General features: G+C 40.3%; 23 protein-coding genes. 15 read left to right on the forward strand and 8 right to left on the reverse strand.

What is annotated here, in order from left to right; all coding sequences use genetic code 11:
- Positions 1 to 117: 117 nt before the first annotated feature.
- Positions 118 to 888: a GNAT family N-acetyltransferase gene (locus AC5YD2_RS00560; protein WP_496124445.1), complete on the forward strand. Its 771-nt coding sequence runs from the start codon at positions 118 to 120 to the stop codon at positions 886 to 888.
- 282 nt (positions 889 to 1170) lie between these two features.
- Here the strand turns inward: AC5YD2_RS00560 and AC5YD2_RS00565 are convergent, their stop codons facing one another.
- Positions 1171 to 1788, reverse strand: coding sequence for an L-threonylcarbamoyladenylate synthase (locus tag AC5YD2_RS00565; protein ID WP_496124446.1), 618 nt, complete (start codon positions 1786 to 1788; stop codon positions 1171 to 1173).
- 299 nt (positions 1789 to 2087) lie between these two features.
- Complete coding sequence (locus tag AC5YD2_RS00570; RefSeq protein WP_496124447.1) at positions 2088 to 2750, reverse strand: elongation factor P hydroxylase; 663 nt, start codon at positions 2748 to 2750, stop codon at positions 2088 to 2090.
- 97 nt (positions 2751 to 2847) lie between these two features.
- Here AC5YD2_RS00570 and AC5YD2_RS00575 point away from each other — a divergent pair, with 97 nt between their 5' ends.
- The 7 genes from AC5YD2_RS00575 to lysM all read left to right on the forward strand — a co-directional run bounded on the left by AC5YD2_RS00575 (position 2848) and on the right by lysM (position 7427).
- Positions 2848 to 3405, forward strand: a complete 558-nt coding sequence (locus AC5YD2_RS00575) for a YceD family protein (RefSeq protein ID WP_496124448.1) — start codon at positions 2848 to 2850, stop codon at positions 3403 to 3405.
- Between the two features lie 77 nt (positions 3406 to 3482).
- Positions 3483 to 3668 (forward strand): 50S ribosomal protein L32, encoded by a 186-nt coding sequence (gene rpmF, locus AC5YD2_RS00580; protein ID WP_035269206.1) that lies wholly within the window; start codon positions 3483 to 3485, stop codon positions 3666 to 3668.
- Between the two features lie 389 nt (positions 3669 to 4057).
- Entirely contained in the window at positions 4058 to 4504 is a 447-nt protein-coding gene (locus tag AC5YD2_RS00585) for a hypothetical protein (RefSeq protein WP_496124449.1), read from the forward strand.
- Positions 4505 to 4673: 169 nt separating this feature from the next.
- A complete protein-coding gene (gene fabD / locus AC5YD2_RS00590) occupies positions 4674 to 5660 on the forward strand; it encodes an ACP S-malonyltransferase (RefSeq protein WP_496124450.1) in 987 nt (328 codons plus the stop codon).
- Positions 5657 to 6391: a 3-oxoacyl-ACP reductase FabG gene (fabG, locus tag AC5YD2_RS00595; RefSeq protein ID WP_496124451.1), complete on the forward strand. Its 735-nt coding sequence runs from the start codon at positions 5657 to 5659 to the stop codon at positions 6389 to 6391. Before fabD ends, fabG begins: the two co-directional genes overlap by 4 nt.
- An 83-nt stretch (positions 6392 to 6474) precedes the next feature.
- On the forward strand, positions 6475 to 6711 hold the full coding sequence (acpP, locus tag AC5YD2_RS00600; RefSeq protein ID WP_166322567.1) for an acyl carrier protein: 237 nt from the start codon (positions 6475 to 6477) through the stop codon (positions 6709 to 6711).
- Positions 6712 to 6953: 242 nt separating this feature from the next.
- Positions 6954 to 7427 carry a peptidoglycan-binding protein LysM gene (gene lysM / locus AC5YD2_RS00605; protein WP_496124452.1) on the forward strand — a complete coding sequence of 158 codons (474 nt, stop codon included), beginning with the start codon at positions 6954 to 6956 and terminating at the stop codon, positions 7425 to 7427.
- A gap of 37 nt (positions 7428 to 7464) precedes the next feature.
- Here lysM and AC5YD2_RS00610 read toward each other — a convergent pair whose 3' ends face one another.
- The 5 genes from AC5YD2_RS00610 to AC5YD2_RS00630 all read right to left on the reverse strand — a co-directional run bounded on the left by AC5YD2_RS00610 (position 7465) and on the right by AC5YD2_RS00630 (position 13259).
- Positions 7465 to 7995, reverse strand: coding sequence for a Shedu immune nuclease family protein (locus tag AC5YD2_RS00610; RefSeq protein ID WP_496124453.1), 531 nt, complete (start codon positions 7993 to 7995; stop codon positions 7465 to 7467).
- The gene (locus AC5YD2_RS00615) at positions 7947 to 8600 is read right to left on the reverse strand and encodes a hypothetical protein (RefSeq protein WP_496124455.1); all 654 of its coding nucleotides are present in this window, start codon (positions 8598 to 8600) and stop codon (positions 7947 to 7949) included. Before AC5YD2_RS00615 ends, AC5YD2_RS00610 begins: the two co-directional genes overlap by 49 nt.
- Before the next feature lie 109 nt (positions 8601 to 8709).
- On the reverse strand, positions 8710 to 9993 hold the full coding sequence (locus AC5YD2_RS00620) for a ribonucleotide-diphosphate reductase subunit beta (protein ID WP_496124456.1): 1284 nt from the start codon (positions 9991 to 9993) through the stop codon (positions 8710 to 8712).
- 138 nt (positions 9994 to 10131) lie between these two features.
- Positions 10132 to 10263 carry a hypothetical protein gene (locus AC5YD2_RS00625; RefSeq protein WP_496124457.1) on the reverse strand — a complete coding sequence of 44 codons (132 nt, stop codon included), beginning with the start codon at positions 10261 to 10263 and terminating at the stop codon, positions 10132 to 10134.
- A 122-nt stretch (positions 10264 to 10385) separates the two neighbouring features.
- Positions 10386 to 13259, reverse strand: a complete 2874-nt coding sequence (locus tag AC5YD2_RS00630; RefSeq protein WP_496124459.1) for a ribonucleoside-diphosphate reductase subunit alpha — start codon at positions 13257 to 13259, stop codon at positions 10386 to 10388.
- Positions 13260 to 13821: 562 nt separating this feature from the next.
- On the opposite strand from AC5YD2_RS00630, the gene bfmR reads away from it, so the two are divergent.
- Together bfmR and bfmS are read left to right on the forward strand one after the other, a co-directional pair.
- Positions 13822 to 14538, forward strand: coding sequence for a response regulator transcription factor BfmR (gene bfmR / locus AC5YD2_RS00635; protein ID WP_035267251.1), 717 nt, complete (start codon positions 13822 to 13824; stop codon positions 14536 to 14538).
- An 82-nt stretch (positions 14539 to 14620) separates the two neighbouring features.
- The gene (gene bfmS / locus AC5YD2_RS00640; RefSeq protein ID WP_496124462.1) at positions 14621 to 16258 is read left to right on the forward strand and encodes a sensor histidine kinase BfmS; all 1638 of its coding nucleotides are present in this window, start codon (positions 14621 to 14623) and stop codon (positions 16256 to 16258) included.
- A 216-nt stretch (positions 16259 to 16474) separates the two neighbouring features.
- On the opposite strand, the gene AC5YD2_RS00645 is transcribed toward bfmS, so the two are convergent.
- Positions 16475 to 16831, reverse strand: coding sequence for a hypothetical protein (locus AC5YD2_RS00645; RefSeq protein ID WP_496124464.1), 357 nt, complete (start codon positions 16829 to 16831; stop codon positions 16475 to 16477).
- Positions 16832 to 17424: 593 nt separating this feature from the next.
- Here AC5YD2_RS00645 and ndhC point away from each other — a divergent pair.
- From ndhC to nuoF, 5 genes are all read left to right on the forward strand, one after another.
- The gene (gene ndhC, locus AC5YD2_RS00650; RefSeq protein ID WP_496124465.1) at positions 17425 to 17973 is read left to right on the forward strand and encodes an NADH-quinone oxidoreductase subunit A; all 549 of its coding nucleotides are present in this window, start codon (positions 17425 to 17427) and stop codon (positions 17971 to 17973) included.
- A 6-nt stretch (positions 17974 to 17979) separates the two neighbouring features.
- Positions 17980 to 18657 carry a NuoB/complex I 20 kDa subunit family protein gene (locus AC5YD2_RS00655; RefSeq protein WP_004695382.1) on the forward strand — a complete coding sequence of 226 codons (678 nt, stop codon included), beginning with the start codon at positions 17980 to 17982 and terminating at the stop codon, positions 18655 to 18657.
- 86 nt (positions 18658 to 18743) lie between these two features.
- Positions 18744 to 20531 carry an NADH-quinone oxidoreductase subunit C/D gene (gene nuoC, locus AC5YD2_RS00660; RefSeq protein WP_496124468.1) on the forward strand — a complete coding sequence of 596 codons (1788 nt, stop codon included), beginning with the start codon at positions 18744 to 18746 and terminating at the stop codon, positions 20529 to 20531.
- A 14-nt stretch (positions 20532 to 20545) separates the two neighbouring features.
- Positions 20546 to 21055, forward strand: a complete 510-nt coding sequence (nuoE, locus tag AC5YD2_RS00665) for an NADH-quinone oxidoreductase subunit NuoE (RefSeq protein ID WP_496124469.1) — start codon at positions 20546 to 20548, stop codon at positions 21053 to 21055.
- The gene (gene nuoF / locus AC5YD2_RS00670; protein WP_496124470.1) at positions 21052 to 22383 is read left to right on the forward strand and encodes an NADH-quinone oxidoreductase subunit NuoF; all 1332 of its coding nucleotides are present in this window, start codon (positions 21052 to 21054) and stop codon (positions 22381 to 22383) included. The genes nuoE and nuoF overlap by 4 nt, the downstream gene beginning before the upstream one ends.
- The last annotated feature ends 2 nt before the right edge of the window (positions 22384 to 22385 follow it).

Below are 22385 nucleotides of genomic sequence, written 5' to 3' on the forward strand. Positions count from 1 at the left end.
TAGATCGAAGTTGATGTTTTGTAAGTGTGTTTTGGTTATTATTTTAAATAAGATACTAGATAAATATTCATAAAAACTGCAAAATTGAGACTTTGGTCATATTTATTAAGAATAAAAATGTTTGAATATCTAAAAACAGAATTAAATGAATTTAACCAAGTGGTTGGGGCACCTGTTGAAACGGATGAAATTGATAAATTTCATGCAGAGCAACTGAATGGTCGTTGGTGCAAAATCATTCCAGTGAATAGCATCTCGGAAGAAGATGAAGATAGCGCTTTTAGAAATATTTGGCGAACTTTAGATCGAGATACTGAGTTAGAAAATGCAAAAGCCATTTGGACATATATGCGTTATGACGGGTTCAATACGCAGGATGATCTCAAGGCAAGTTTAAAAACTGAATTTGGTTTAAAGCAGGCACAACACTACTTGGTGCAAGTAGGACATCAGTATTGGGGCTGGATGGGTTTGATCAATATTGATGAGCTTAATCGTAAAGCTGAAATTGGTAATCTCTTTTTTTCTGAGCAGTTACGTCATACCACAGCAGCAACCGAGGCGGTTTATTTATTACTCAATCAATGCTTCGAATATGGATTCCGTAAAGTTGAATGGCGCTGCGATGAATCCAATGAGGCTTCAGTAAATGCTGCGGTACGTTTTGGTTTCTTATACGAAGGGACGCTGAGACAAGATCGAATCGTCAAAGGTCGTAACCGAAACACAGCTTGCTTTTCAATTTTGGATGAAGAATGGCAAAAACTGAAACTGGCTTTTGAAGATTGGTTGAAACAAGAAAATTTTAATCTAGAGCGTGAGCAAAAAAATCGACTAGAAGATTTTATGAAGCTTTATCCAATCACAGGACGTAAAGATAAAAAATAGCATGTGTAGGTTAACCCGAATCACCTATAAGGATTTTCCTTTAAAATCATAGGATAAGCGTAATTTTATGATTTATTTTTAACTTTATCAGACCAAAGAGCGGACTTTTTTGTGATCAAAATCATGGGGGAGTCTCAATATGAATCTTCTCATTTCCTTAAGCAGGATTCGAGTTAGGTTAAGATACTGACCCAATCAAAAGCCATCTAGAAAGATGGCTTTTTTTATTTAAATGATGATTCAGCTCAGAGTGCTTAAAGATTATAATATCTTGAAAAGTGCTTACTCAAAAGCGCTGACATCACCTACACCGCGACGTACCACTACAGGGGTATCACCAGATAAGTCGACAATACTGGTTGTGGTTAAAGTCCCGAGTCCACTGTCAATAAACACATCAATGCGCTTTTCTAGTTGCAGCTTGATGTCATAAGGATCATCTAGAGGTTCATTTTGATTAGGCAGAATTAATGTACTGGTCAAGAGGGGTTCACCCAGTTCTTTGAGGAGCATTTGGCAAATCGTATTACTCGGGACACGCAGACCGATAGTCTTCTTTTTAGGATGCATTAAACGTTTCGGCACTTCACTGGTTGCAGGCAAAATATAAGTCGTGACAGCAGGGGTGTTGTGTTTAAGTAATCGATACATTGCATTGTCGACTTTAGCGTAAGTGGCAATATCTGAAAGATCGGCACAGATAATGGCGTATTGATGCTTTTCACCTAAGCCACGAATCTGTGCAATACGTGCCATAGCTGTTTTATTTCCGATCTGACAGCCAATCGCATAGGCAGCATCCGTTGGATAGACCACGACATCGCCTGCGCGAATGCGTTCGACAGCTTGGCTAATGAGTCGAGGTTGAGGATTGTCAGGATGTACTCTTAAATGCAGCATAATGATTCTCCTGATGTGATTATTATATTAAGTATCTGTAAATATATTTGCGGCTTAAAACTAATCATTTTGTAGCACTTGCTTAGTACCTTCAATCAGTGCAACACAGAGCAAAAAACAGAGTGCTTTTGTTCAATGGCGGATGGTGCACAATTTCATTATTACCTGAGTCAGGTCATGGTTCAATTGATCAATGTGGATTTTTCACCATTTAAATCACCTCTCATCCATTCAATCAATTTAAATGGTTACTCTTTTAGATGATAAACCATCTTGAGCACATCCATAGTACATATGCATTAGTCTAACATTTCACGCTTAAATTCATCAGCACGTAGCGGTTGACCTGCTCGACAGCAGAGACAAATACAATGAATAAAATGCGCTGCATCACGAGGTAGCTTAGCTTCACCACTAAAATATTTTTGTAGTTGCGCGAAGACGTTATCTTTAAAGGTTGCGCCATTTCCTGCATCACCTGTGAGGTTGTCCAGTGATACACGGAACTTACGACCAAAGGCTTGTGCGAATAACCATTCAATCGCTTGCGGTTTAATTTCAACCTGCTCAAATAAGGCTTGTTGCTCAGCGGTACGTCCATCGGGGGCATACCAATAGCCTAAATCGGCAAGTTTTCGACGTTCATCACCCGCAATCGTCCAATGGCTAATTTCATGTAAAGCACTATTAAAAAAACCATGTGCAAATTGAATGCGAGCTGAAGTAGTTGATGTTGCAGGAAAATATTCAGGTTCAAAATCACCTTTGATCAAAGTGACATTTAAGTGGGAAAACCAATGATTAAAGTGTAAGATAAGCCACTCTACCTGTAGCGCTTCTGTTTGCAGATTTACCCAAGGTGCGAGTTGCACGCGGTCTAAGTAATCGGCTAAAGCTGAAGGCATAGGATAGTTTAACTGTAATGAAGTGGTGACTTCAGGTTGCGGCTGCAACTGATGCATGACTTGTATTACCCAAATGATCTGTCTGAATAAGTACAAAATTGTATCTTAATCTTTGACAGAGTACTTATGAATTTGTAGAATTGCCGCCTTAATTATGTCAGCAAATACCTTTCCGGCACAGATTGAGCCGTTTAAATGGGCCGAACAAGGTTTTACATGGTCAGGTACCCTGCCATTGTCACGCCTTGTTCGAATTTCCCGTGAAGCTGTTGGATCAATTGATGATCAATTGATTAACGTAGACTGTAAGCTATCAATGGATGCGTATCATCGTATTGTATGGCTAGATGGTAGTGTGAAAGCAAACGTTCCAATGGAATGCCAACGTTGTTTGGATACTGTTGAAATACCCCTTGCTTTAGATTTTCATCTGGCTTTGATCGATAATGAGTCACTGATAGAGCGCTTGGATGAGGATGCTGATTTCATCGTTTTAGGTGAAAGTGAAGCAACGACGAAAGGTTCATACGATGCACCTGCCACCGCTGATTTACTTGCACTGATAGAAGATGAGTTGTTATTGTTGATGCCTTTGTCGCCTAAGCATGAGTCTTGTGTGCATAAGCATCAACCTACCGTTGAAGAGATAGTTGAAGAGAAACGAGATAATCCGTTTGAAGCTTTGGCTGCTCTAAAGGGTAAACTTAACTAATTTTTGTGTTATACTGTAAAGTATAAGACAACTGAATTTGTTCTGATCCATTTTTTCGATCTTTGTAAGGAGCCATCATGGCCGTTCAGCAAAACCGTAAAAGTCGCTCTCGCCGTGACATGCGCCGTTCACATGACGCTTTAACCGAGAATGCATTAACTGTAGACCAAACTACAGGTGAAACTCATCGTCGTCACCACGTGACTAAAGATGGTGTTTACCGTGGTCGTCAATTATTCGCTAAAGCAGCTGATGCTGAATAAGTGATAATGTATTAAGCGTCAAGCTTAGTAGAAAAAATGGGAGCGTAAGCTCCCTTTTTTTATGTTTGTTTTATGGTTATGTGTCGTTGGCTTTATGATTTTTGATCAAAATTAGAACATTTGAATTAATTTTAAAAAGAACACTGATCAATAAGTATCTTAAATCTTGATCAGTCGTAGTAATAAAAAGTAAGTCATTCTTTTATCAAAATATGAATAAATAGAGACTAAGCAATATGAAAATAAAAAATGAATTTTTAAGCTTGATGATGTGTGTATTTGCTGGCTTAACGATTTTATTCAGTCAAGCTCAAGCAAAACAATCCACTCAAAATATTTTCCATTAAGTTGATCAAAAGTTAGATCCTCAGCAGCGTATCAATATTCCCTTGGGTCAAAACTTAACTGAAAAACAATTTAAGGCGATATCAGATCATTTTCTCAAGCAGGGCAATCGTAAGCCAAAGCATTATGAAAATGACTTCTGTGTTGGGATAATTGATGATGAGGAGCAGGCAAACAGTTGCGGTGTGCCAGATTTTCGTCAGTTCAAACCCCAATACGCGATTGATTTGGTCATATTTGATGGTGTAATGAAAGATCAAAATGTGATGGTGGAAAATAAGCGATTCAATCGCCATAACTCAGTTTTTGATATTCGAAGAGTCAACACAGAACTCAACCAAAATGATGATAATGGTGTAGTGCAAGATCGTGTCACGTCTAAAAAATATCGGTATACACGTAGCTTAATTTTAAGAAATAAAAACCAAGAGGATTTAAATATATTTTATTTTAATAGAGTAAAACTTATTGTAATACAGTATGTTGTGTAATGTTAAGTGTGAAGGCTTATGTCCTATTCCTTGAAGGAGATTCAGGTTTAAACCCTCAATATTGCTTATAAATAATAACCAAGAAAAACGGTATTTTTTGCGATGGTGACACCGAAACAAGCTTGTTAAGATACAATCAACTCAAATTTAGACTACAAGATGTATTTATATGTCCATGATAGACAGCTCAAAATTTGTAAACGCAACGAAAACTGCCTTCGTATTTCCAGGTCAAGGTTCACAAAAAGTGGGAATGTTGGCAGAGCTTGCTGAACAGTTTAGTGGTGTAAAAGAAACATTTGCTGAAGCATCTGAAGCAATTGGTTTTGATTTATGGCACATTGCACAAAGTGGTGAAGGGTTAAACCAAACAGAATTTACACAACCAGTGTTGCTGACTGCGAGTATCGCATTATGGCGTGTATGGTTGGAACTCGGTGGTGTAGCACCCAAATATCTTGCTGGACATTCACTCGGTGAATACAGCGCATTGGTTGCTGCTGGAAGCTTAAGCTTAGGCGATGCTGTTAAACTTGTGAACTTGCGCGGTAAGTTGATGCAAGATGCTGTGCCACAAGGTGCTGGTGCAATGGCGGCAATCCTTGGTTTGGATGATGCGAAAGTTGTTGAGCTTTGCCAACAAGTGTCTGCACAAGAAAATGGTTCTGTTGAAGCGGCCAACTACAATGCCCAAGGTCAAGTGGTGATTGCGGGTGCAACTGTTGCTGTTGAGGCAGTGATGGGCTTAGCAAAAGAAAATGGTGGTAAAGCGATTGCACTGCCAGTATCTGTACCCTCTCATTGTTCAATGATGAAGCCTGCGGCTGAAAAGTTTGCTGAAGCATTAGAACAAACTGATATTCAAATGCCACAGATTCCTGTGATTCAAAACGTCAGTGCACAAGTTGCCACTGATGTTGCTACACTTCGTCAATCATTGACTGCTCAATTATATGAGTCAGTGCAATGGACGAAAACAATGCAATTTTTACAAGACCAAGGCATTAGCTATATTGCTGAATGTGGTCCGGGTAATGTATTGGCAAATTTGGCGAAACGCCTACCAAATATCGAGAAAGCATTTCCACTTGATACCCAATCTCGCATGGAAGATGCATTAAATGCCATTTTAGTGGCTGAAGGGAAAATTGCATGACACAAGAACGTAAAGTTGCTTTGGTAACGGGTGCAAGCCGTGGTATTGGTGCATCGATTGCTCAGCAGTTAATTCAAGATGGATTTTTTGTTGTAGGTACAGCGACATCGGAAGCAGGTGCGGAAAAATTATCTGCACAGTTTGCTGAGAATGGCGCAGGCAAAGTTTTAGATGTACGTGATGGTACGGCAATTGATGCTTTAGTATCTGATATTGAACAAAATTACGGTTCAGTTTTGGTACTTGTGAATAATGCAGGAATCACAAAAGATAATCTGTTGCTTCGCATGTCTGAAGATGATTGGGATGACATTTTAAATATCCATTTAAAAGCTGTCTTCCGTTTGTCTAAACGTGTCCTTAAAGGTATGACAAAAGCACGTTATGGTCGAATTATTAATATTAGTTCGGTTGTTGCGCATTTTGCTAATCCAGGCCAAGCAAACTATTCTGCTGCAAAAGCAGGCATTGAAGCATTCAGCCGTAGCCTTGCTAAAGAGATGGGTAGCCGTCAAATTACTGTGAATAGTATTGCACCAGGTTTTATTGCGACTGAAATGACAGCGCAATTGAGTGAAGAAATTCGTAAGAAAATGAGTGACCAAGTGGCTTTAAATCGCTTTGGTGAGCCTCAGGACATTGCTGATGCTGTAAGTTTTTTAGCCTCTGACAAGGCTAGTTACATTACAGGTACGGTTTTACATGTAAATGGTGGTCTATACATGGCTTAAAGCGATGTATAAACTTTGAAAAAACTTTAGATTCAATTAAACTAGTGGCAATTATAACGCCACAAGCAATGAGGAGAATTCCTGTGAGCGATATCGAACAACGTATCAAACAAGCAGTAGCTGAGCAACTTGGTCTTAAGGCTGAAGAGATTAAAAACGAAGCGTCTTTCATGGATGACTTAGGTGCTGACTCTTTAGACTTAGTTGAGCTTGTGATGTCTTTCGAAAACGATTTCGACATTACAATCCCAGACGAAGATTCTAACGAAATCACGACTGTTCAATCTGCAATTGACTACGTTTCTAAGAAACTTGCTTAATTAAAGACTTTTCAGCATCGCTGAAAATAAAAAGCCACCTTCATAGGTGGTTTTTTATTGTCTGTATAAAATAAAAATATTTCTATTAAATCAAAAAATTATAATTACATATCGTTACGTTTAATTCACCAAAGCTACACTTAAATGGTCTAAATTTTAGGTATAAAAAATAAAGTTAAATTTAAACATAAAACTTACGATTTTTTAGAACAACACCATTTAAAACTAAACGGAGAATACACATGGGTCTTTTTGATTTTGTTAAAGGCATCGGTAAAAAAAATACAGCACCTGCAGAACAGCAAGCAGCACCAGCAACGCCTGCTGAGCCATCTGCACAAGAAATTGCAAACAAACTATTAGGACACATCAAAGCACTTGGTCTTCCAGTGACAGGTTTGTCTGTAAGTTATAATGGTCAATCTGACTTGGCAACTGTAAAAGGGCAGGTTCAAACTCAAGCAGATCGTGAAAAGATCATTCTTGCAGTGGGTAATATTGATCACGTTGCGCAAGTGGATGATCAACTTACAGTGGCTACACCAGAACCAGAAAGCAAATTCTATACAGTGAAATCTGGTGATAACCTTTCTAAAATTTCGAAAGAATTTTATGGTGATGCCAATCAGTACAATAAAATTTTTGAAGCAAATCGTCCATTGTTAAAAAATGCAGATGATATTTTCCCAGGTCAGGTTTTACGTATTCCTCAGTAATCATTGAGGTTTAAAAAAGGCGCTTAGTGCGCCTTTTTTAATGTTTAACGATAAATTTAGCTCGCTCATATAGTTCATCAAAGGTAATAATTTCTATATTTCTTAAATCTCGTCGAAATAATTCTAAAGTGCGAATTTTTAGATCCTGTGTATATTGATCATCTTTTTCAATTTCATGCCATGAACCTATTATAAGAATCGCTTTAGAATCATAAGCACCTTGTTCAATTCTATTCCCTTGAGTGCAATAGCCTGCTTGATTTGTTTCAAATTTAGTTTGACCGCTGATCTTTTGTTCTAAAATTTGACTGTGAGCTTCATATAAGTCGTTTGAAAGACGCCAACAATTACCTCTCAATTTTTGTGATTTAAATAATGGCGTATTTGCTCTTTTTATTTCAACGAAAGTTGTAAACTTATTATCTGCCAGTACATAGTCAGCGATTACGGAATTGGAACCATCTAAGTTAGCTGCATTTAAATGTGCTTCACGTTGTAAAATTTTATTGAATCTATAATCTAGACCATATCCAAAAATCCATTCATTTTTCTCAAAAAATGTTGCCAAGTCTTTTCTTCAGAGTGTGATGATAATTCATTTGATTTCTGGTATTGCGTAAGCGCATTAGGATCATAAATTAAATTTTTAAATAGATTTAGCTGTTGTTTTCTATAGCCTGTATTAACTATATCTTTATCTGTTATGAATCCATCCTCTAATAGTTTTGTAAGTAGTTCATTACCTTGTTCAGCTTCTAGTGTTGTTCTAATTAATTTATAGATTGAGTTAGAAGAACTGTCTTGGCTAACCTTTTCTAATGAAATTTTTCTTTGATCAAGTTCTGTAATATTTAGTGATGATATTAATTCCAAAAATGAAATGATATTTTCTATTGTGATTTTACTTAATGTTAAAGATTCAATTTCTTTGGTTCTATCGAACTTTGTAATTTTAAAACTTTTGATATTATTTTTTATGCATGTAATTTGAAATTTAAGACGATTTGTAATTTGTAAATTTAGAGATTCTTCTTCATTAATATACATGCTTAAGAAGCGTATATTTTGCTTGTGTATATGATTGTAAAGAGTGTGGGTGAGAGAGGAATGTGCAATTTCGATTTCTCTATCTAGAATTGGGAATTCTTCATCGAGTGTATACATGGGTTGCATGAATTTATCTCATATAATTGATTTTTAATAAGTTAATTATTTAATTCAAATCACAATAAAAAAAGGGAGGGATTAACCCTCCCTTTTTAGAAATAAATCTAAAAAGCTATTACCAGCTTAACGCACCACCAGTTTGATAATCTGTAACACGTGTTTCGAAGAAGTTCTTCTCTTTACGTAAGTCCATCATCTCAGACATCCACTGGAATGGGTTATTCACACCAGCGAATTGTTCAGGTAAGCCCAATTGAGCCAAACGACGGTTTGCGATGAACTTCAAATATTCTTCCATCATCGCAGCATTCATACCCAATACACCGCGTGGCATGGTATCACGTGCATATTCGATCTCAAGCATCGTACCTTCAAGAATCATTTGAACGATTTCTTCTTGGAATTCAGTCGTCCATAGACTTGGGTTCTCAATCTTGATTTGGTTGATCATATCGATACCAAAGTTCAAGTGCATAGACTCATCACGTAAGATGTATTGGAATTGCTCAGCAACACCATTCATCTTGTTACGACGACCCATAGACAAGATTTGAGAGAAACCACAGTAGAAGAAGATCCCTTCAAGAACACAGTAGAACGCGATCAAGTTGCGAAGCAAGATTTGGTCGTTTTCAGGTGTACCTGTTTTGAATGTAGGATCACACAACGATTGAGTGTACTTCAAGCCCCAAGCTGCTTTACGTGCAACTGATGGAACTTCACGGTACATGTTAAAGACTTCGCCTTCATCCATACCTAAAGATTCGATACAGTATTGGTAAGCATGCGTGTGAATCGCTTCTTCAAACGCTTGACGCAGAATGTATTGACGGCATTCAGGGTTAGTAATGTGACGGTAGATCGCCAATACTAAGTTGTTTGCAACCAGTGAATCGGCAGTCGAGAAGAAACCTAAAGAACGCATGACGATGGTACGCTCATCTTCAGTTAAGCCATTTTCAGACTTCCAAAGCGCGATGTCGTGGTTCATGTTGACTTCTTGAGGCATCCAGTGGTTTGCACAACCGTCCAGATACTTCTGCCAAGCCCATTCGTATTTGAACGGTACAAGTTGGTTCAAGTCAGCACGACAGTTAATCATGGCTTTATCGTCAACTTGTACACGTTGCGCGCCCATTTCAAGCTCTTCCAAGCCTGGAGCAACATCCAAAGTTTCTAAGGCAGCAGATGCTCTTGCCAATGAATCGGTTGAATGTTTTGCGGCGCTTTGATTGGTTCGAGCGGGTTGTGTAGCTGCCACACTCGACGGTTGGTTGCTTGCATCAGATACCAGCGGTGTATTAACCGTTTTTTGCGGTTCGAGGGGCGCAGACTTGAGTTCAGGTGCAGCCGGTTTTTGCGAATCATCTTCGAAATCGTCCCAACTTAGGATAGACATATCAATTCTCTCTACGTTGCTTATATCTTTTTAGTCAGACATCTCAACGAGAGATGCCCTCTAATATACGCTTAATTTGTGTAAGCAAAATTAAGTTTTGCCGATCATCGCCATTTTTTAAATAAAAGGCAGTCCACACTACTTATTTTGCTTACGCTGTTGTTTGCGAATCGTGATCCACGCAATAGTCAGTGGAATGTAAAAGCAAACTAAAAAGGAAATCACCAGAACAACGAGTCCTAACATATAGTTATGGGTCATAGGTGGCATGGTGATTTCCTTGTTTAAAATTTAATCTCCCTAAATCCCTCTTTATAAAAGAGGGACTTTCACATCTTAGGTTAGAGTTGTGATCCCCCTTCTTTTAGGAGGGGTTAGGGGAGGTGGTCAGATTACTGACAAGCCTCACAATCAGGGTTGTCAATTGAACATGCCATTGGCACTGGCGCAGCTTGACCGAAATCATCTTCTTCAGTCGGAGCTTCTGCTTTAGGTTGTTCTTTTACAACAGGATCCACAGGTGTAGCAACAGTCGTTGGTTTTACTGCATTCAATGCACCAGTGTTAATGGTTGATTTCTCAGCAGATGTCGCACCCAATGCACGGAGGTAATAAGTTGTCTTAAGACCACGCAACCATGCCATTTTGTAGGTCATATCCAATTTCTTACCATTCGCACCAGAGATGTAAAGGTTAAGAGACTGTGCTTGATCGATCCATTTTTGACGACGAGATGCAGCATCCACAATCCAACGTGGCTCAACTTCGAACGCAGTTGCAAAGATTGCTTTTAATTCTTCAGGTATACGCGCAATTTTTTGCACAGAACCTTCAAAATGTTTCAGGTCATTCACCATGACAGAATCCCACAAACCACGATCTTTTAACGCACGTACTAAGTACGGGTTGATCACTGTGAATTCGCCAGAAAGGTTAGATTTCACATACAGGTTTTGGAATGTTGGTTCGATCGACTGAGAAACACCACAAATATTCGAAATGGTTGCTGTAGGTGCAATCGCCATTACGTTTGAGTTACGCATACCGTCTTTTTGAACTTTGGCACGTAAAGTATCCCAATCCAAACGCGTAGTACGATCTACTTCAAACATACGATCTGGACGAGATTTCGCAACGATGTCTAAAGAGTCGATTGGTAGGATACCTTGATCCCAAAGTGATCCTTTAAAGGTCTCGTAAGCACCACGTTCAACAGCCAAATTACTTGACGTTGAAATTGCGTAGTAAGAAATGACTTCCATTGATTCATCGGCAAAATCAACCGCCGCATCAGAACCGTAAGCAATTTGCATTTCGTATAAAGCATCTTGGAAGCCCATGATACCCATACCCACTGGACGATGCTTCATGTTAGAAGTACGTGCTTGTTCAACTGCGTAGTAGTTGATGTCAATCACGTTATCGAGCATACGAACCGCAGTTTTTACTGTGCGAGCCAGTTTTTCACGGTCTAATACACCACCTTTCACGTGTTGTACAAGGTTAATCGAACCTAAGTTACAAACTGCGATTTCGTCTTGGTTTGTATTGAGTGTGATTTCTGTACACAAGTTAGAAGAGTGAACGACACCGACGTGTTGTTGTGGTGAACGTAAGTTACACACGTCTTTAAATGTGATCCACGGATGACCTGTTTCAAACAACATCGACAACATTTTGCGCCACAAATCTTTTGCACGAATTTTCTTGTGCAGCATATTTGTTTCTTTCGCGATGCCTTCATAATAAGCATAGCGTTCTGCGAATGCTAAACCAGTCAAATCATGTAGATCAGGTGTTTCAGATGGCGTGAACAATGTCCATTCAGCATCTTCAAATACACGTTGCATGAACAAATCTGGAACCCAGTTTGCTGTATTCATGTCGTGTGTACGACGACGGTCATCACCTGTGTTTTTACGAAGCTCTAGGAATTCTTCAATGTCTAAGTGCCAAGTTTCAAGGTATGCACATACTGCACCTTTACGCTTACCACCTTGGTTTACCGCAACAGCGGTATCATTGGCAACTTTTAGGAACGGAACAACGCCTTGAGATTTGCCGTTTGTGCCTTTGATATAAGAGTTCAATGCACGAACAGGTGTCCAGTCATTACCTAAACCACCCGCCCATTTAGAAAGAAGGGCATTGTCACGCATAGAACCGTAGATGTTATAAAGGTCATCTGCGATTGTCGTTAAGTAGCAGCTTGATAATTGGGGACGTAAAGTACCTGAGTTAAACAATGTCGGCGTAGATGCCATGTAATCGAAGCTAGACAATAAGTTATAGAATTCGATGGCACGATCTTCACGGTTGTCTTCGTTGAGCGCTAGGCCCATACATACACGCATGAAGAATAACTGTGGTAATTCGAAACGTACGTCATCTGAGTGGATGAAGTAACGGTCAAATAATGTTTGTAGACCTAAATACGTGAATTGATTTGAGCGTTCAGGTTTAATTGCTGCTGCTAATTTTTCAAGGTCAAAGTTAAGCAATTCTGGAGATAGAAGCTCAAGCTCAACACCTTTTTTCAAGAATGTTTCTAAAGCAGCACCTTCATGGGTATCTGTCGGTAGACCCAAGAACTCAAGACCTGTTGCAACCAAGTTGTCACGAAGTAAACGTGCTGTGACATAAGTATAGTTTGGTTCTTGTTCAATACGGGTGCGCGTTGCCATCATCATGGTGGTTGAGATGTCGGTTGCTTTCACGCCGTTGTATAAGTTTTTAACCGTTTCATCAACGATGGCTTGAACATCGATGCCTTCCAAGCCTTCACTTGCTTTGGCAATTCTTGCGTGTAAGCGACTTAAATCAAGAGGTTCTAGCTGACCGTTCATACCTGTGATTTGAAGAGAAGGGTGATGATGAGCGCCTTTTTGTTTACGTGCTTCTGAGCGTTGTTCACGATAAATCACATACGCACGAGCAACTTTCTGTTCGCCTGTACGCATCAGTGCTAATTCAACTTGATCTTGAATTTCTTCAATGTGAATTGTGCCACCAGACGGTAAACGACGGTTAAACGTATTCATCACCATCTCAGTCAACTGCGTGATGCGATCGTGGATTCGACTTGAATCAGCGCTTGGTTGACCTTCAACGGCCAAGAAAGCTTTACCAATGGCTACAGCGATTTTATCTGCATCAAAAGTGGCAACATCACCAGTGCGTTTAATCACTTGAAGTTGACCGGGGGTTGTATTAGCGCTCATTGTCAGCGTAGCTCCATTGTCATCATTATTATGTTTATAGACCATTTGAATCGGACAAAATGATGGAATTTCATCGTCACGACATTTGAGGGATAAACACAAGACTTAGTGGTTTAATTAGATTTAAGACACAAGATACGGTAATTTTTCGCTTAGATCAATATTGACATTTTGATAATTTTTTTTACCGAGGGGATGCATGATTTGAGCATTGTTTTCCCGACGAAAATCATTTTTGTGGTGTGAATATTTTTAAAGGTGGCTAGCATAACAGAGCTTTTTTGCTGTGCTTATAGATAAGGTTGTGGATAACTTTAAAAGCCGAAAAAAGAGATAATTGGCAGTAAAAAAGAAGCCAATGAAACAATTTGTATAAAAATTACTCGCAATTATTACTCAAAATAATTTAAATAAAGGATAAGGTGTGAATTAAGGGATAAAAACGCCTAAAATTCAAGGATTAATAAAAAACAACAAATTGCTACGGTCGTGTATCAGTTTGGTGAATAGCATCTTGTTTACAATGTAAACGTGTGTATATTGCAAGCATAGCGTGTTGAATCTACAAAATTTGTAGCGTAAACCCAGTCAAATATAGGGGCGGTGTATGAGCCAAGAAGAAAAGTTACCTAAAATTTTAATCGTTGAAGATGACGAGCGTCTTGCGCGTTTAACGCAAGAATACTTAATTCGTAATGGTTTAGAGGTTGGGGTTGAGCCAGATGGTAATCGTGCCATCCGTCGTATTATTGCGGAACAACCTGACATGGTTGTATTGGATGTGATGCTTCCTGGTGCAGATGGTTTAACCGTTTGTCGTGAAGTTCGTCCACATTATCATCAACCGATTTTGATGTTGACTGCCCGTACTGAAGATATGGATCAGGTACTCGGCTTGGAAATGGGTGCAGATGACTATGTTGCGAAGCCTGTGCAACCGCGTGTGCTTTTAGCCCGTATCCGTGCATTACTGCGTCGTACCGATAAAACGCCTGAAGATGAAGTGGCACAGCGTATTGAATTTGATGACTTGGTCATTGATAACGGTGGTCGTTCAGTGACATTGAATGGTGAGTTGGTTGATTTCACCAGTGCTGAATACGATTTATTGTGGTTGTTGGCGTCGAATGCAGGTCGTATTTTATCTCGTGAAGATATTTTCGAGCGATTACGCGGTATTGAATACGATGGTCAAGATCGTTCAATCGATGTACGTATTTCACGCATCCGTCCAAAAATTGGCGATGATCCAGAAAATCCAAAACGTATTAAAACTGTTCGTAGTAAAGGTTATTTATTTGTTAAAGAAACCAACGGGATGTAATCATCTCTTGGTTTAAACCAGAAGGCTTGAATCTGCTTTCAAGCCATTCGGCTTATCCGCCAATTTTCTAGGTTATTCATACGTGTCTAAACACAGTATCTTTCTGCGAATCTATGCAGGTCTCGTGATTTTGGTTGTTCTGGTGGCGATATTTAGTTATTTGCTGGTGCAAATCATTAACTATCAGCGCGCGCAAGAATATCGAGAGTCTTTGACAGATGGCATTGCGTATGTCATCAGTGAGGGCGTTGCTCGCCAGCAAACATCTCAACAAAAAAATGATTGGATTTCTGATGCATCTCATCTACTAGAACTTCCGATTTTTTTGTTGGATTCAAAAAAAGTTGAGTTGTCACGTACAGAGTTAAAGCGAATTGAACAACACAAGGCTGTGGTGCGTTACGATGCTGAAAAGGGCATTGCTTATCTGGTGGTTGGTATTTCCAATGATCCTACACAGTACCTCTATATCAAGATAGACAGTATTGGTGAAAAACAAATGAAGGTAATTCCTGTCTTTATTTGGGATTACTTGGTTTACTATCCTGGACAAGAACAAGAACACTTACAGAAAATCAAAGACCACTTCTATTACGATATTGAAATTAAGAATATTGCAACTTTGAAGTTGGATTCAGAACAAATTGGTCGCTTGCGTTCAGATCAAAGTGTGATTCTTTATCAAGATAGCGCAACGGCAAAAGGCACGACTTTTTCAGTCATTTCACCCATGCCAAACTCTCCAGGCAATGTGTTGCAAATTGGTCCGATTCCAATGTTCAATTGGATGCCATTTCAGTTGGCGGCAGGTATTACTTTACTCAGTATGTTTATCCTTTGTCTGGGTGTTTATGGTTTGATTGTACCGATGCAGCGTAAGTTGCGTCAGGTGAATGATGCTTTAAATGTCATGCAAAAGGGGGATATGTCAACGCGCGTACCTGTTGAAGGGCGCGACGAAATGGCCAGTCTTGCTTCTAGCTATAACAGCATGTCTGATCATATTCAGCGTTTGATTGAGGCGCAGCGGGAGCTGATGCGTGCGGTGTCACATGAGCTTCGGACACCTGTGGCACGTATTCGTTTTGGGATGGAGATGTTGGCAGATGAGGACGAGCATGAGTATCGTCTTCAACAAGTGGAAATGATTGATAAAGATATTGAAGCACTGAATACTTTGATTGATGAAATCATGACTTATGCCAAGCTTGAGCAAGGTATGCCCTCCTTAGAGATTGAAAAAATTATCTTATTCGAAGTGCTTGATCAGGTGGTCATCGAAACTGAAGCACTGAAAACCAATAAAAAGATTCAATTGGCGGCACCGCCTTTAAACTTAGTGGTCGATGCTGAGCGCCGTTACTTGCATCGCGTGGTGCAGAACTTGGTGGGAAATGCGGTGCGCTACTGTGACGATCAAATATTGATTAGTGGTGGTGTAACTGCTGAAGGCATGGCCTATGTTTGTGTAGAGGATGACGGTCCAGGTATTCCTGAAGCCGAGCGCGAACGAGTGTTTGAAGCCTTTGCACGTTTAGATGATAGTCGTACTCGAGCATCGGGTGGTTATGGTTTGGGGCTTTCGATCGTGAGTCGGATTGCGTACTGGTTTGGTGGAACAATTAAAGTAGATCAAAGTCCAACCTTGGGCGGTGCCCGTTTTGTGATGGAGTGGCCCGCACAGCGGTTTAAAAAGAAAAGAAGCGCAACGCATACATAGTTAAATTCAATAAAATTTAATAAGCATTGAGAAGCTTTGATAGGCTTTATAATCTGATTAGATCGTGTGAATCATAAAAAAAGCACCAGAAGGTGCTTTTTTATTGATTGGATATTTTTATTTATTGGATAATTGGAGCGGTGTAAACAATTAGAAGATCATCAAGAGGTAAATTGGTTGATCTCTTGATTGAATCTATCTCCAGCACATTTATAACTATTGATAGTTATTTGCATCAGGCTCATTGATTTTTTTACCGTCTCTCAGGGCGGTTAACGCATCTGAATTAAAATCAATCAATAAGCTGTTGTCGGATGCATTGATATTGTACTGACTAATGATCTTTTGATCTCCAGCGAGTGTTTCCACTGTATATTCATCTGCGATATTTAAAATCGCATCTAAATTTGTCGTGGTCGATGGGAGGTCTTCGCGGAAGACTTGATAAATGTCACGCAAATCGAAAATGGCATTATTCGCATCAGGATGTTTTTTGATATAAGACTCAATATGACGGATCATCAGTTGAGCATATAAAAAGTAATTCGGTTTGTGCGTAAATTCTAGGGACATTCTTGTTTTCCTTTTCGATGGAATTTGGTTGGTTAAATTCTTTATTTTTTAAACAGGTTGTTTATTTGGAAATAGTCAATGATGTTATGCAACATCTTTTACTGATCAAATTTTATATTGATCAGCTGTCTATATTTTTGAACTCTGTTTGAAAACAATGATGTTTACATTATAAATAACATAAACAATGGATCAGATGCAGTAAGATTTGCAAAAAATCACACGAATCTTAATGGGTTGCTGGGAATTTATTTTTGGCGTCTTGAACTTTGACTATTTTGAAAAGGTGATGCAATGTAAGCGATATGAGGAGCTTTCATACAATTAATAACCAGCTTTTATCAAAATAAAAAAATAATAATCAAAAATCACTTTTCTATTCAATAAAACGATTAATGCTGAATATAGGGTGATCAAATCATTTTTTTCTGAAGATTGCTTAAAATATCATCCCAAAGACTAAGACGCTTACGCTAGCAACTGACGACTGCAATCAGGTACAATTGGCGGGATTAATTTTGTGTTTGGTGTATTTAAAGGCCAATACATACATTCTTTTGTTAATAAATAGGCCTGCCAGGAGTTATCCCCGCATGAGTGCCATTACTCCATACGAATGGGCAATTATTGCCTTCGTGATCGGCGTTACATTTTTATGCGTCTTTATGCTGACTGTTCCATTACTCCTTGGTGGTAAATCATGGGGTCGTGCGAAACAAGAGCAATTTGAGTCAGGTGTTGTAGGTGCAGGTGGTGCACGTATTCGCTTGTCTGCAAAGTTCTATTTAGTTGCAATTTTCTTTGTGGTTTTTGACTTAGAAGCACTTTACTTATATGCATGGGCTGTTTCAGTTCGTGAAGTAAGTTGGGTCGGTTTTGCAGCTGCAGCCGTATTTATTTTAGTTTTACTTGTGGGTTTGATTTACGAACTTTCTACAGGCGCACTGAATTGGGCTCCTTCGGATAAGCGTAAAGCAGCAGGAATTAAAGCTAAAATCGGTTCTCCAAATATGGACATCGCGGAAATTACACGCTTTAACTCAATTGAAGAGTTGGTAATCGATCCTACGGGTCAAATTCCAGCACAATCGTCTGGTCGTGTGAAGTCTAAGACACCGACTGCATCATCTGATAAGGAGTAATACGGGATGAAATATACATTAACCCGTGCGAATCCGGATGCTGATCAATATCCACTTCAAGAGCGTCAAATCGTGACAGATCCGCTTGAAGAAGAAGTGAATAAAAATGTGTTTATGACTCGTTTAGAGGACGTAGCACATACAGCAGTAAACTGGGGGCGTAAGAACTCAGTTTGGCCGTTTAACTTTGGTACATCATGCTGTTACGTTGAGTATGCAACCACCTTAACAGGTGTGCATGACTTGTCGCGTTTCGGTGCAGAAGTTATTCGTGCTTCACCGCGTCAGGCGGACTTGATGATCGTTGCAGGAACGTGCTTCGTAAAAATGGCTCCAGTAATTCAACGTTTGTATGAACAAATGCTTGAACCAAAATGGGTGATTTCTATGGGTGCATGTGCAAACTCTGGGGGTATGTACGACATTTACTCGGTTGTACAAGGTGTAGATAAAATTATTCCTGTTGATGTGTATATCCCAGGTTGCCCACCTCGTCCTGAAGCTTTGATTCAAGCCTTGATGTTGCTGCAAGACCAAATTCAACTTGAGCGCCGTCCACTTTCTGCGGTGATTGGTGATGATCTTAAGCCTGTATATAAGCCAAAGATGATGCCAGAACGTGATCGTAAGAATGCTGAACGTATTGCAGTGAAAAACTTACGCTCTATGGATGAAATTAAATAATCTGAGCGACAAAATTTTGATGCACCCAAATGGGTGTAATTGTCGTTTTGGTTGACTGAATTTGTATTAAATAGGAAGCCAAGCTAATGGCTGAAACTGACATTGCTATGCCAGAGTCAACTCCAGTTGATTCACGCCCAGCATTTGCGATTGTAGAAGATCTCAAAACCAAATTTGGTGAGAACTTCTATGTGCAAACGACTTTTGAAGATTTTCCAACGGTCTGGGTTGAGCGCGCACGTGTACAAGAAGTTTTAATGTTCTTGCGTACAGTGTCACGTCCTTACGTGATGTTGTTCGACTTGTCTGCGGTAGATGAGCGTTTACGTACGCACCGTGACGGTTTACCTGCGTCTGACTTCACTGTGTTCTATCACTTGTTGTCACTTGAGCGTAACACGGACATTCGTATTAAAGTGGCGCTGAACGAGAGCGATCTCAATCTTCCGACAGCAACCAACATTTGGCCAAATGCCAACTGGTACGAGCGTGAAGCGTACGATATGTTTGGAATCAATTTCGAAGGGCATCCAATGCTCCGTCGTATTTTGTTGCCAACGTATTGGGAAGGTCACCCACTTCGTAAAGAGTATTCTGCTCGTGCGACTGAATATACTCCGTATATGCAGAACCAAGCGAAGCAAGATTATGAACAAGAGCATCTGCGTTTTGTACCTGAAGATTGGGGTATGAAGCGTGGTAATGATGATGAAGACTTCATGTTCTTGAACTTGGGTCCTAACCATCCATCTGCGCACGGTGCATTCCGTGTGATTTTGCAGTTGGACGGTGAAGAAGTGAAAGACTGTGTGCCCGATATCGGTTATCACCACCGGGGTGTGGAAAAGATGGCTGAACGTCAAACTTGGCATTCATTCATTCCTTATACAGACCGGGTTGATTACTTAGGTGGTTGTGCGCAAAACATGCCTTACGTGTTAGGCGTAGAGCAAATGGCAGGGATTACAGTTCCTGATCGTGCGCAATGTATCCGTGTCATGATGTCTGAATTGTTCCGTATCAATAACCACTTGTTGTTTATCGGTACTGCGATTCAGGATGCCGGCGGTATGACGCCAGTCTTCTACATGTTTGCGGACCGTCAAAAAATCTATGACGCGATCGAAGCGATCACGGGTTACCGTATGCACCCTGCATGGTTCCGTATCGGTGGTACAGCACATGACCTTCCAAACAACTGGCAACACCTGATCCGTGAAATCTTGGATTGGATGCCAAAACGTTTGAAGGAATACCACACTGCTGCACTGAAAAACTCTGTGTTTGTAGGCCGTACTCGTAATGTTGCTCAATATGATGCTAAGTCTGCATTGGCTTGGGGAGTAACAGGTACAGGTCTACGTGCAACAGGGATTGATTTCGACGTTCGTAAATATCGTCCGTATAGCGGATACGAAAACTACGATTTCGATGTACCCGTTGAATATGAAGGCGATGCTTATGCACGTGTAATGGTTCACTATCGTGAAATCGAAGAATCATTAAAAATCGTGAAGCAGTGTTTAGATAACATGCCTTCTGGCGCGTACAAAGCGGATCATCCATTGGCTGTTCCACCGCCAAAAGATAAGACTTTGCAAGACATTGAAACATTGATTACGCACTTCTTAAGCGTATCGTGGGGTCCTGTAATGCCTGCGGGTGAAGCTTCTGTTATGGCGGAAGTGGTGAAAGGTGCGTCGAACTACTACTTGACTTCAGACAAGTCAACCATGAGTTACCGTACCCGTATCCGTACACCGACTTTCACGCATTTACAGCAAATGCCTTCTGTGATTAACGGCAGCTTAATGTCTGACTTGATCATTTATTTAGCGACCATTGACGTCGTAATGGCTGACGTGGATCGCTAAGGGGTAAACGCATTATGATGATTTTGACTGATAAAAAGCCACGTGTGAACGTTGAAGGGATTTTGACTGCGGAAGAAATCCACGATATCGAACATCACATTGAGCATTATCCGTACCCACGCGCAGCATGTTTGGATGCACTGAAATGCGTTCAACGTCGCAACGGTTGGGTAGATGATGCACAGATGAATGCGATTGCTCAAATGTTGAGTATGAGCCTTGCTGATCTTGAAGGTGTAGCAACGTTCTATAACCGTATTTATCGCCAGCCCGTAGGTCGCAATGTAATTTTACTTTGTGATTCGATTGCTTGCTTCCTGATGGGTGCTGAGACTTTAGCTGAAGCATTCCAACGTGAATTGGGTATTCAATTTGGTCAAACGACTGCAGATGGTCGTTTCACGATTTTGCCGATTTGCTGTTTAGGGAACTGTGATAAAGGTCCAACCCTGATGATTAATGAAGATACTCACGGTCTCGTTGAAGTGTCTTCTGTGAAACAGCTCTTGGAGAAGTATGTATGAATACTGAACCAAAACCGATTTATGGCGACGGTAACCCAGAAACTCATCCGCTGACATGGCGTTTGAGCAAACAAGCGAATGTTCGTAGTGCTGATGACTATGAAGCGCTTGAAGGTTATGCAGGCTTTAAAAAAGCAATCACGATGCCACCGAAAGATGTGCTTGAAGTGATTAAAGCTGCGACCGTTAAAGGTCGTGGTGGTGCAGGTTTCCCAGCAGGGATCAAATGGTCGCTGATGGCACCAAATGACAACTCAGGTCCACGTTACCTGATTTGTAATGCCGATGAGATGGAACCAGGGACATTCAAAGACCGTTTGTTGATGGAAGATCTTCCTCATCAATTGATCGAAGGGATGTTGATTGCTGCTTATACATTAGAAGCGACACATGGTTATATCTTCATTCGTGGTGAGTATATCGAAGCTGCGAAGTACTTGAATGAAGCATTAGATCAAATCCGTGCCAAAGGTTACTTAGGTGAAAACATCCTAGGAACGGGCTGGAATTTTGAGTTGTATGTGCATACAGGTGCAGGGCGTTATATCTGTGGTGAAGAAACTGCATTGATTAACTCGCTTGAAGGTCGCCGTGCAAACCCACGTACTAAACCACCATTCCCGCAAGTTGCAGGTGCTTGGGGTCGTCCTACGATTGTGAACAACGTAGAGACCTACAATAACTTACCCGCAATTATGCTTCGTGGTCCTGAATGGTATATCGGTTTGTCTGAAGGCAAGTCGAAAGATCCAGGTACGAAAATCTACGGCGCATCAGGGAAAGTAAAATTCCCAGGTCTTTGGGAACTTCCATTTGGTACCACTGCACGTGAAGTGATTGAAGATCACGCGGGTGGTATGCGTGATGGCTTGAAACTGAAAGCATGGTTACCAGGCGGTGCATCTACAGACTTCTTGGCTGCAGAACATATCGATCTTCCTATGGATGCGGAAAGCATCATGAAAGCAGGTTCACGTCTAGGGACGTGTTTGCTCATGGTGGTTGATGAAACTCAATGTATGGTTTCAGCAACACGTAACCTTGAAGAATTCTTTGCACGTGAGTCTTGTGGTTTCTGTACTCCATGTCGTGATGGTTTGCCTTGGGCTGTTAAAGCATTGAAAGCTTTAGAAAATGGCGAAGGTAAGCAGGAAGATATCGATCACTTACAAGAGTTAACTCGTAAGCTTTGGATTGGTAAAACTTTCTGTGCTCACGCACCGGGTGCGATGGAACCTTTAATGGGCGCACTTAAACATTTCCGTGGTGAATTTGAAGCAAAAGTGGTGAATGCTGCTGCTCAAACTCGCAACGTTGAACAAGCTTAAGG

The organism is Acinetobacter sp. CY73, assembly GCF_059515865.1.

What these genes read in the sequence shown, in the direction of transcription:
- AC5YD2_RS00560 (WP_496124445.1), top strand. Translation starts at nt 118, where the DNA reads ATGTTTGAATATCTAAAAACAGAATTAAATGAATTTAACCAAGTGGTT.
- AC5YD2_RS00565 (WP_496124446.1), bottom strand. Translation starts at nt 1,788, where the DNA reads ATGCTGCATTTAAGAGTACATCCTGACAATCCTCAACCTCGACTCATT.
- AC5YD2_RS00570 (WP_496124447.1), bottom strand. Translation starts at nt 2,750, where the DNA reads ATGCATCAGTTGCAGCCGCAACCTGAAGTCACCACTTCATTACAGTTA.
- AC5YD2_RS00575 (WP_496124448.1), top strand. Translation starts at nt 2,848, where the DNA reads ATGTCAGCAAATACCTTTCCGGCACAGATTGAGCCGTTTAAATGGGCC.
- rpmF (WP_035269206.1), top strand. Translation starts at nt 3,483, where the DNA reads ATGGCCGTTCAGCAAAACCGTAAAAGTCGCTCTCGCCGTGACATGCGC.
- fabD (WP_496124450.1), top strand. Translation starts at nt 4,674, where the DNA reads ATGTCCATGATAGACAGCTCAAAATTTGTAAACGCAACGAAAACTGCC.
- fabG (WP_496124451.1), top strand. Translation starts at nt 5,657, where the DNA reads ATGACACAAGAACGTAAAGTTGCTTTGGTAACGGGTGCAAGCCGTGGT.
- lysM (WP_496124452.1), top strand. Translation starts at nt 6,954, where the DNA reads ATGGGTCTTTTTGATTTTGTTAAAGGCATCGGTAAAAAAAATACAGCA.
- AC5YD2_RS00615 (WP_496124455.1), bottom strand. Translation starts at nt 8,600, where the DNA reads ATGCAACCCATGTATACACTCGATGAAGAATTCCCAATTCTAGATAGA.
- AC5YD2_RS00620 (WP_496124456.1), bottom strand. Translation starts at nt 9,993, where the DNA reads ATGTCTATCCTAAGTTGGGACGATTTCGAAGATGATTCGCAAAAACCG.
- AC5YD2_RS00625 (WP_496124457.1), bottom strand. Translation starts at nt 10,263, where the DNA reads ATGCCACCTATGACCCATAACTATATGTTAGGACTCGTTGTTCTGGTG.
- AC5YD2_RS00630 (WP_496124459.1), bottom strand. Translation starts at nt 13,259, where the DNA reads ATGGTCTATAAACATAATAATGATGACAATGGAGCTACGCTGACAATG.
- bfmR (WP_035267251.1), top strand. Translation starts at nt 13,822, where the DNA reads ATGAGCCAAGAAGAAAAGTTACCTAAAATTTTAATCGTTGAAGATGAC.
- AC5YD2_RS00645 (WP_496124464.1), bottom strand. Translation starts at nt 16,831, where the DNA reads ATGTCCCTAGAATTTACGCACAAACCGAATTACTTTTTATATGCTCAA.
- ndhC (WP_496124465.1), top strand. Translation starts at nt 17,425, where the DNA reads ATGAGTGCCATTACTCCATACGAATGGGCAATTATTGCCTTCGTGATC.
- AC5YD2_RS00655 (WP_004695382.1), top strand. Translation starts at nt 17,980, where the DNA reads ATGAAATATACATTAACCCGTGCGAATCCGGATGCTGATCAATATCCA.
- nuoC (WP_496124468.1), top strand. Translation starts at nt 18,744, where the DNA reads ATGGCTGAAACTGACATTGCTATGCCAGAGTCAACTCCAGTTGATTCA.
- nuoE (WP_496124469.1), top strand. Translation starts at nt 20,546, where the DNA reads ATGATGATTTTGACTGATAAAAAGCCACGTGTGAACGTTGAAGGGATT.
- nuoF (WP_496124470.1), top strand. Translation starts at nt 21,052, where the DNA reads ATGAATACTGAACCAAAACCGATTTATGGCGACGGTAACCCAGAAACT.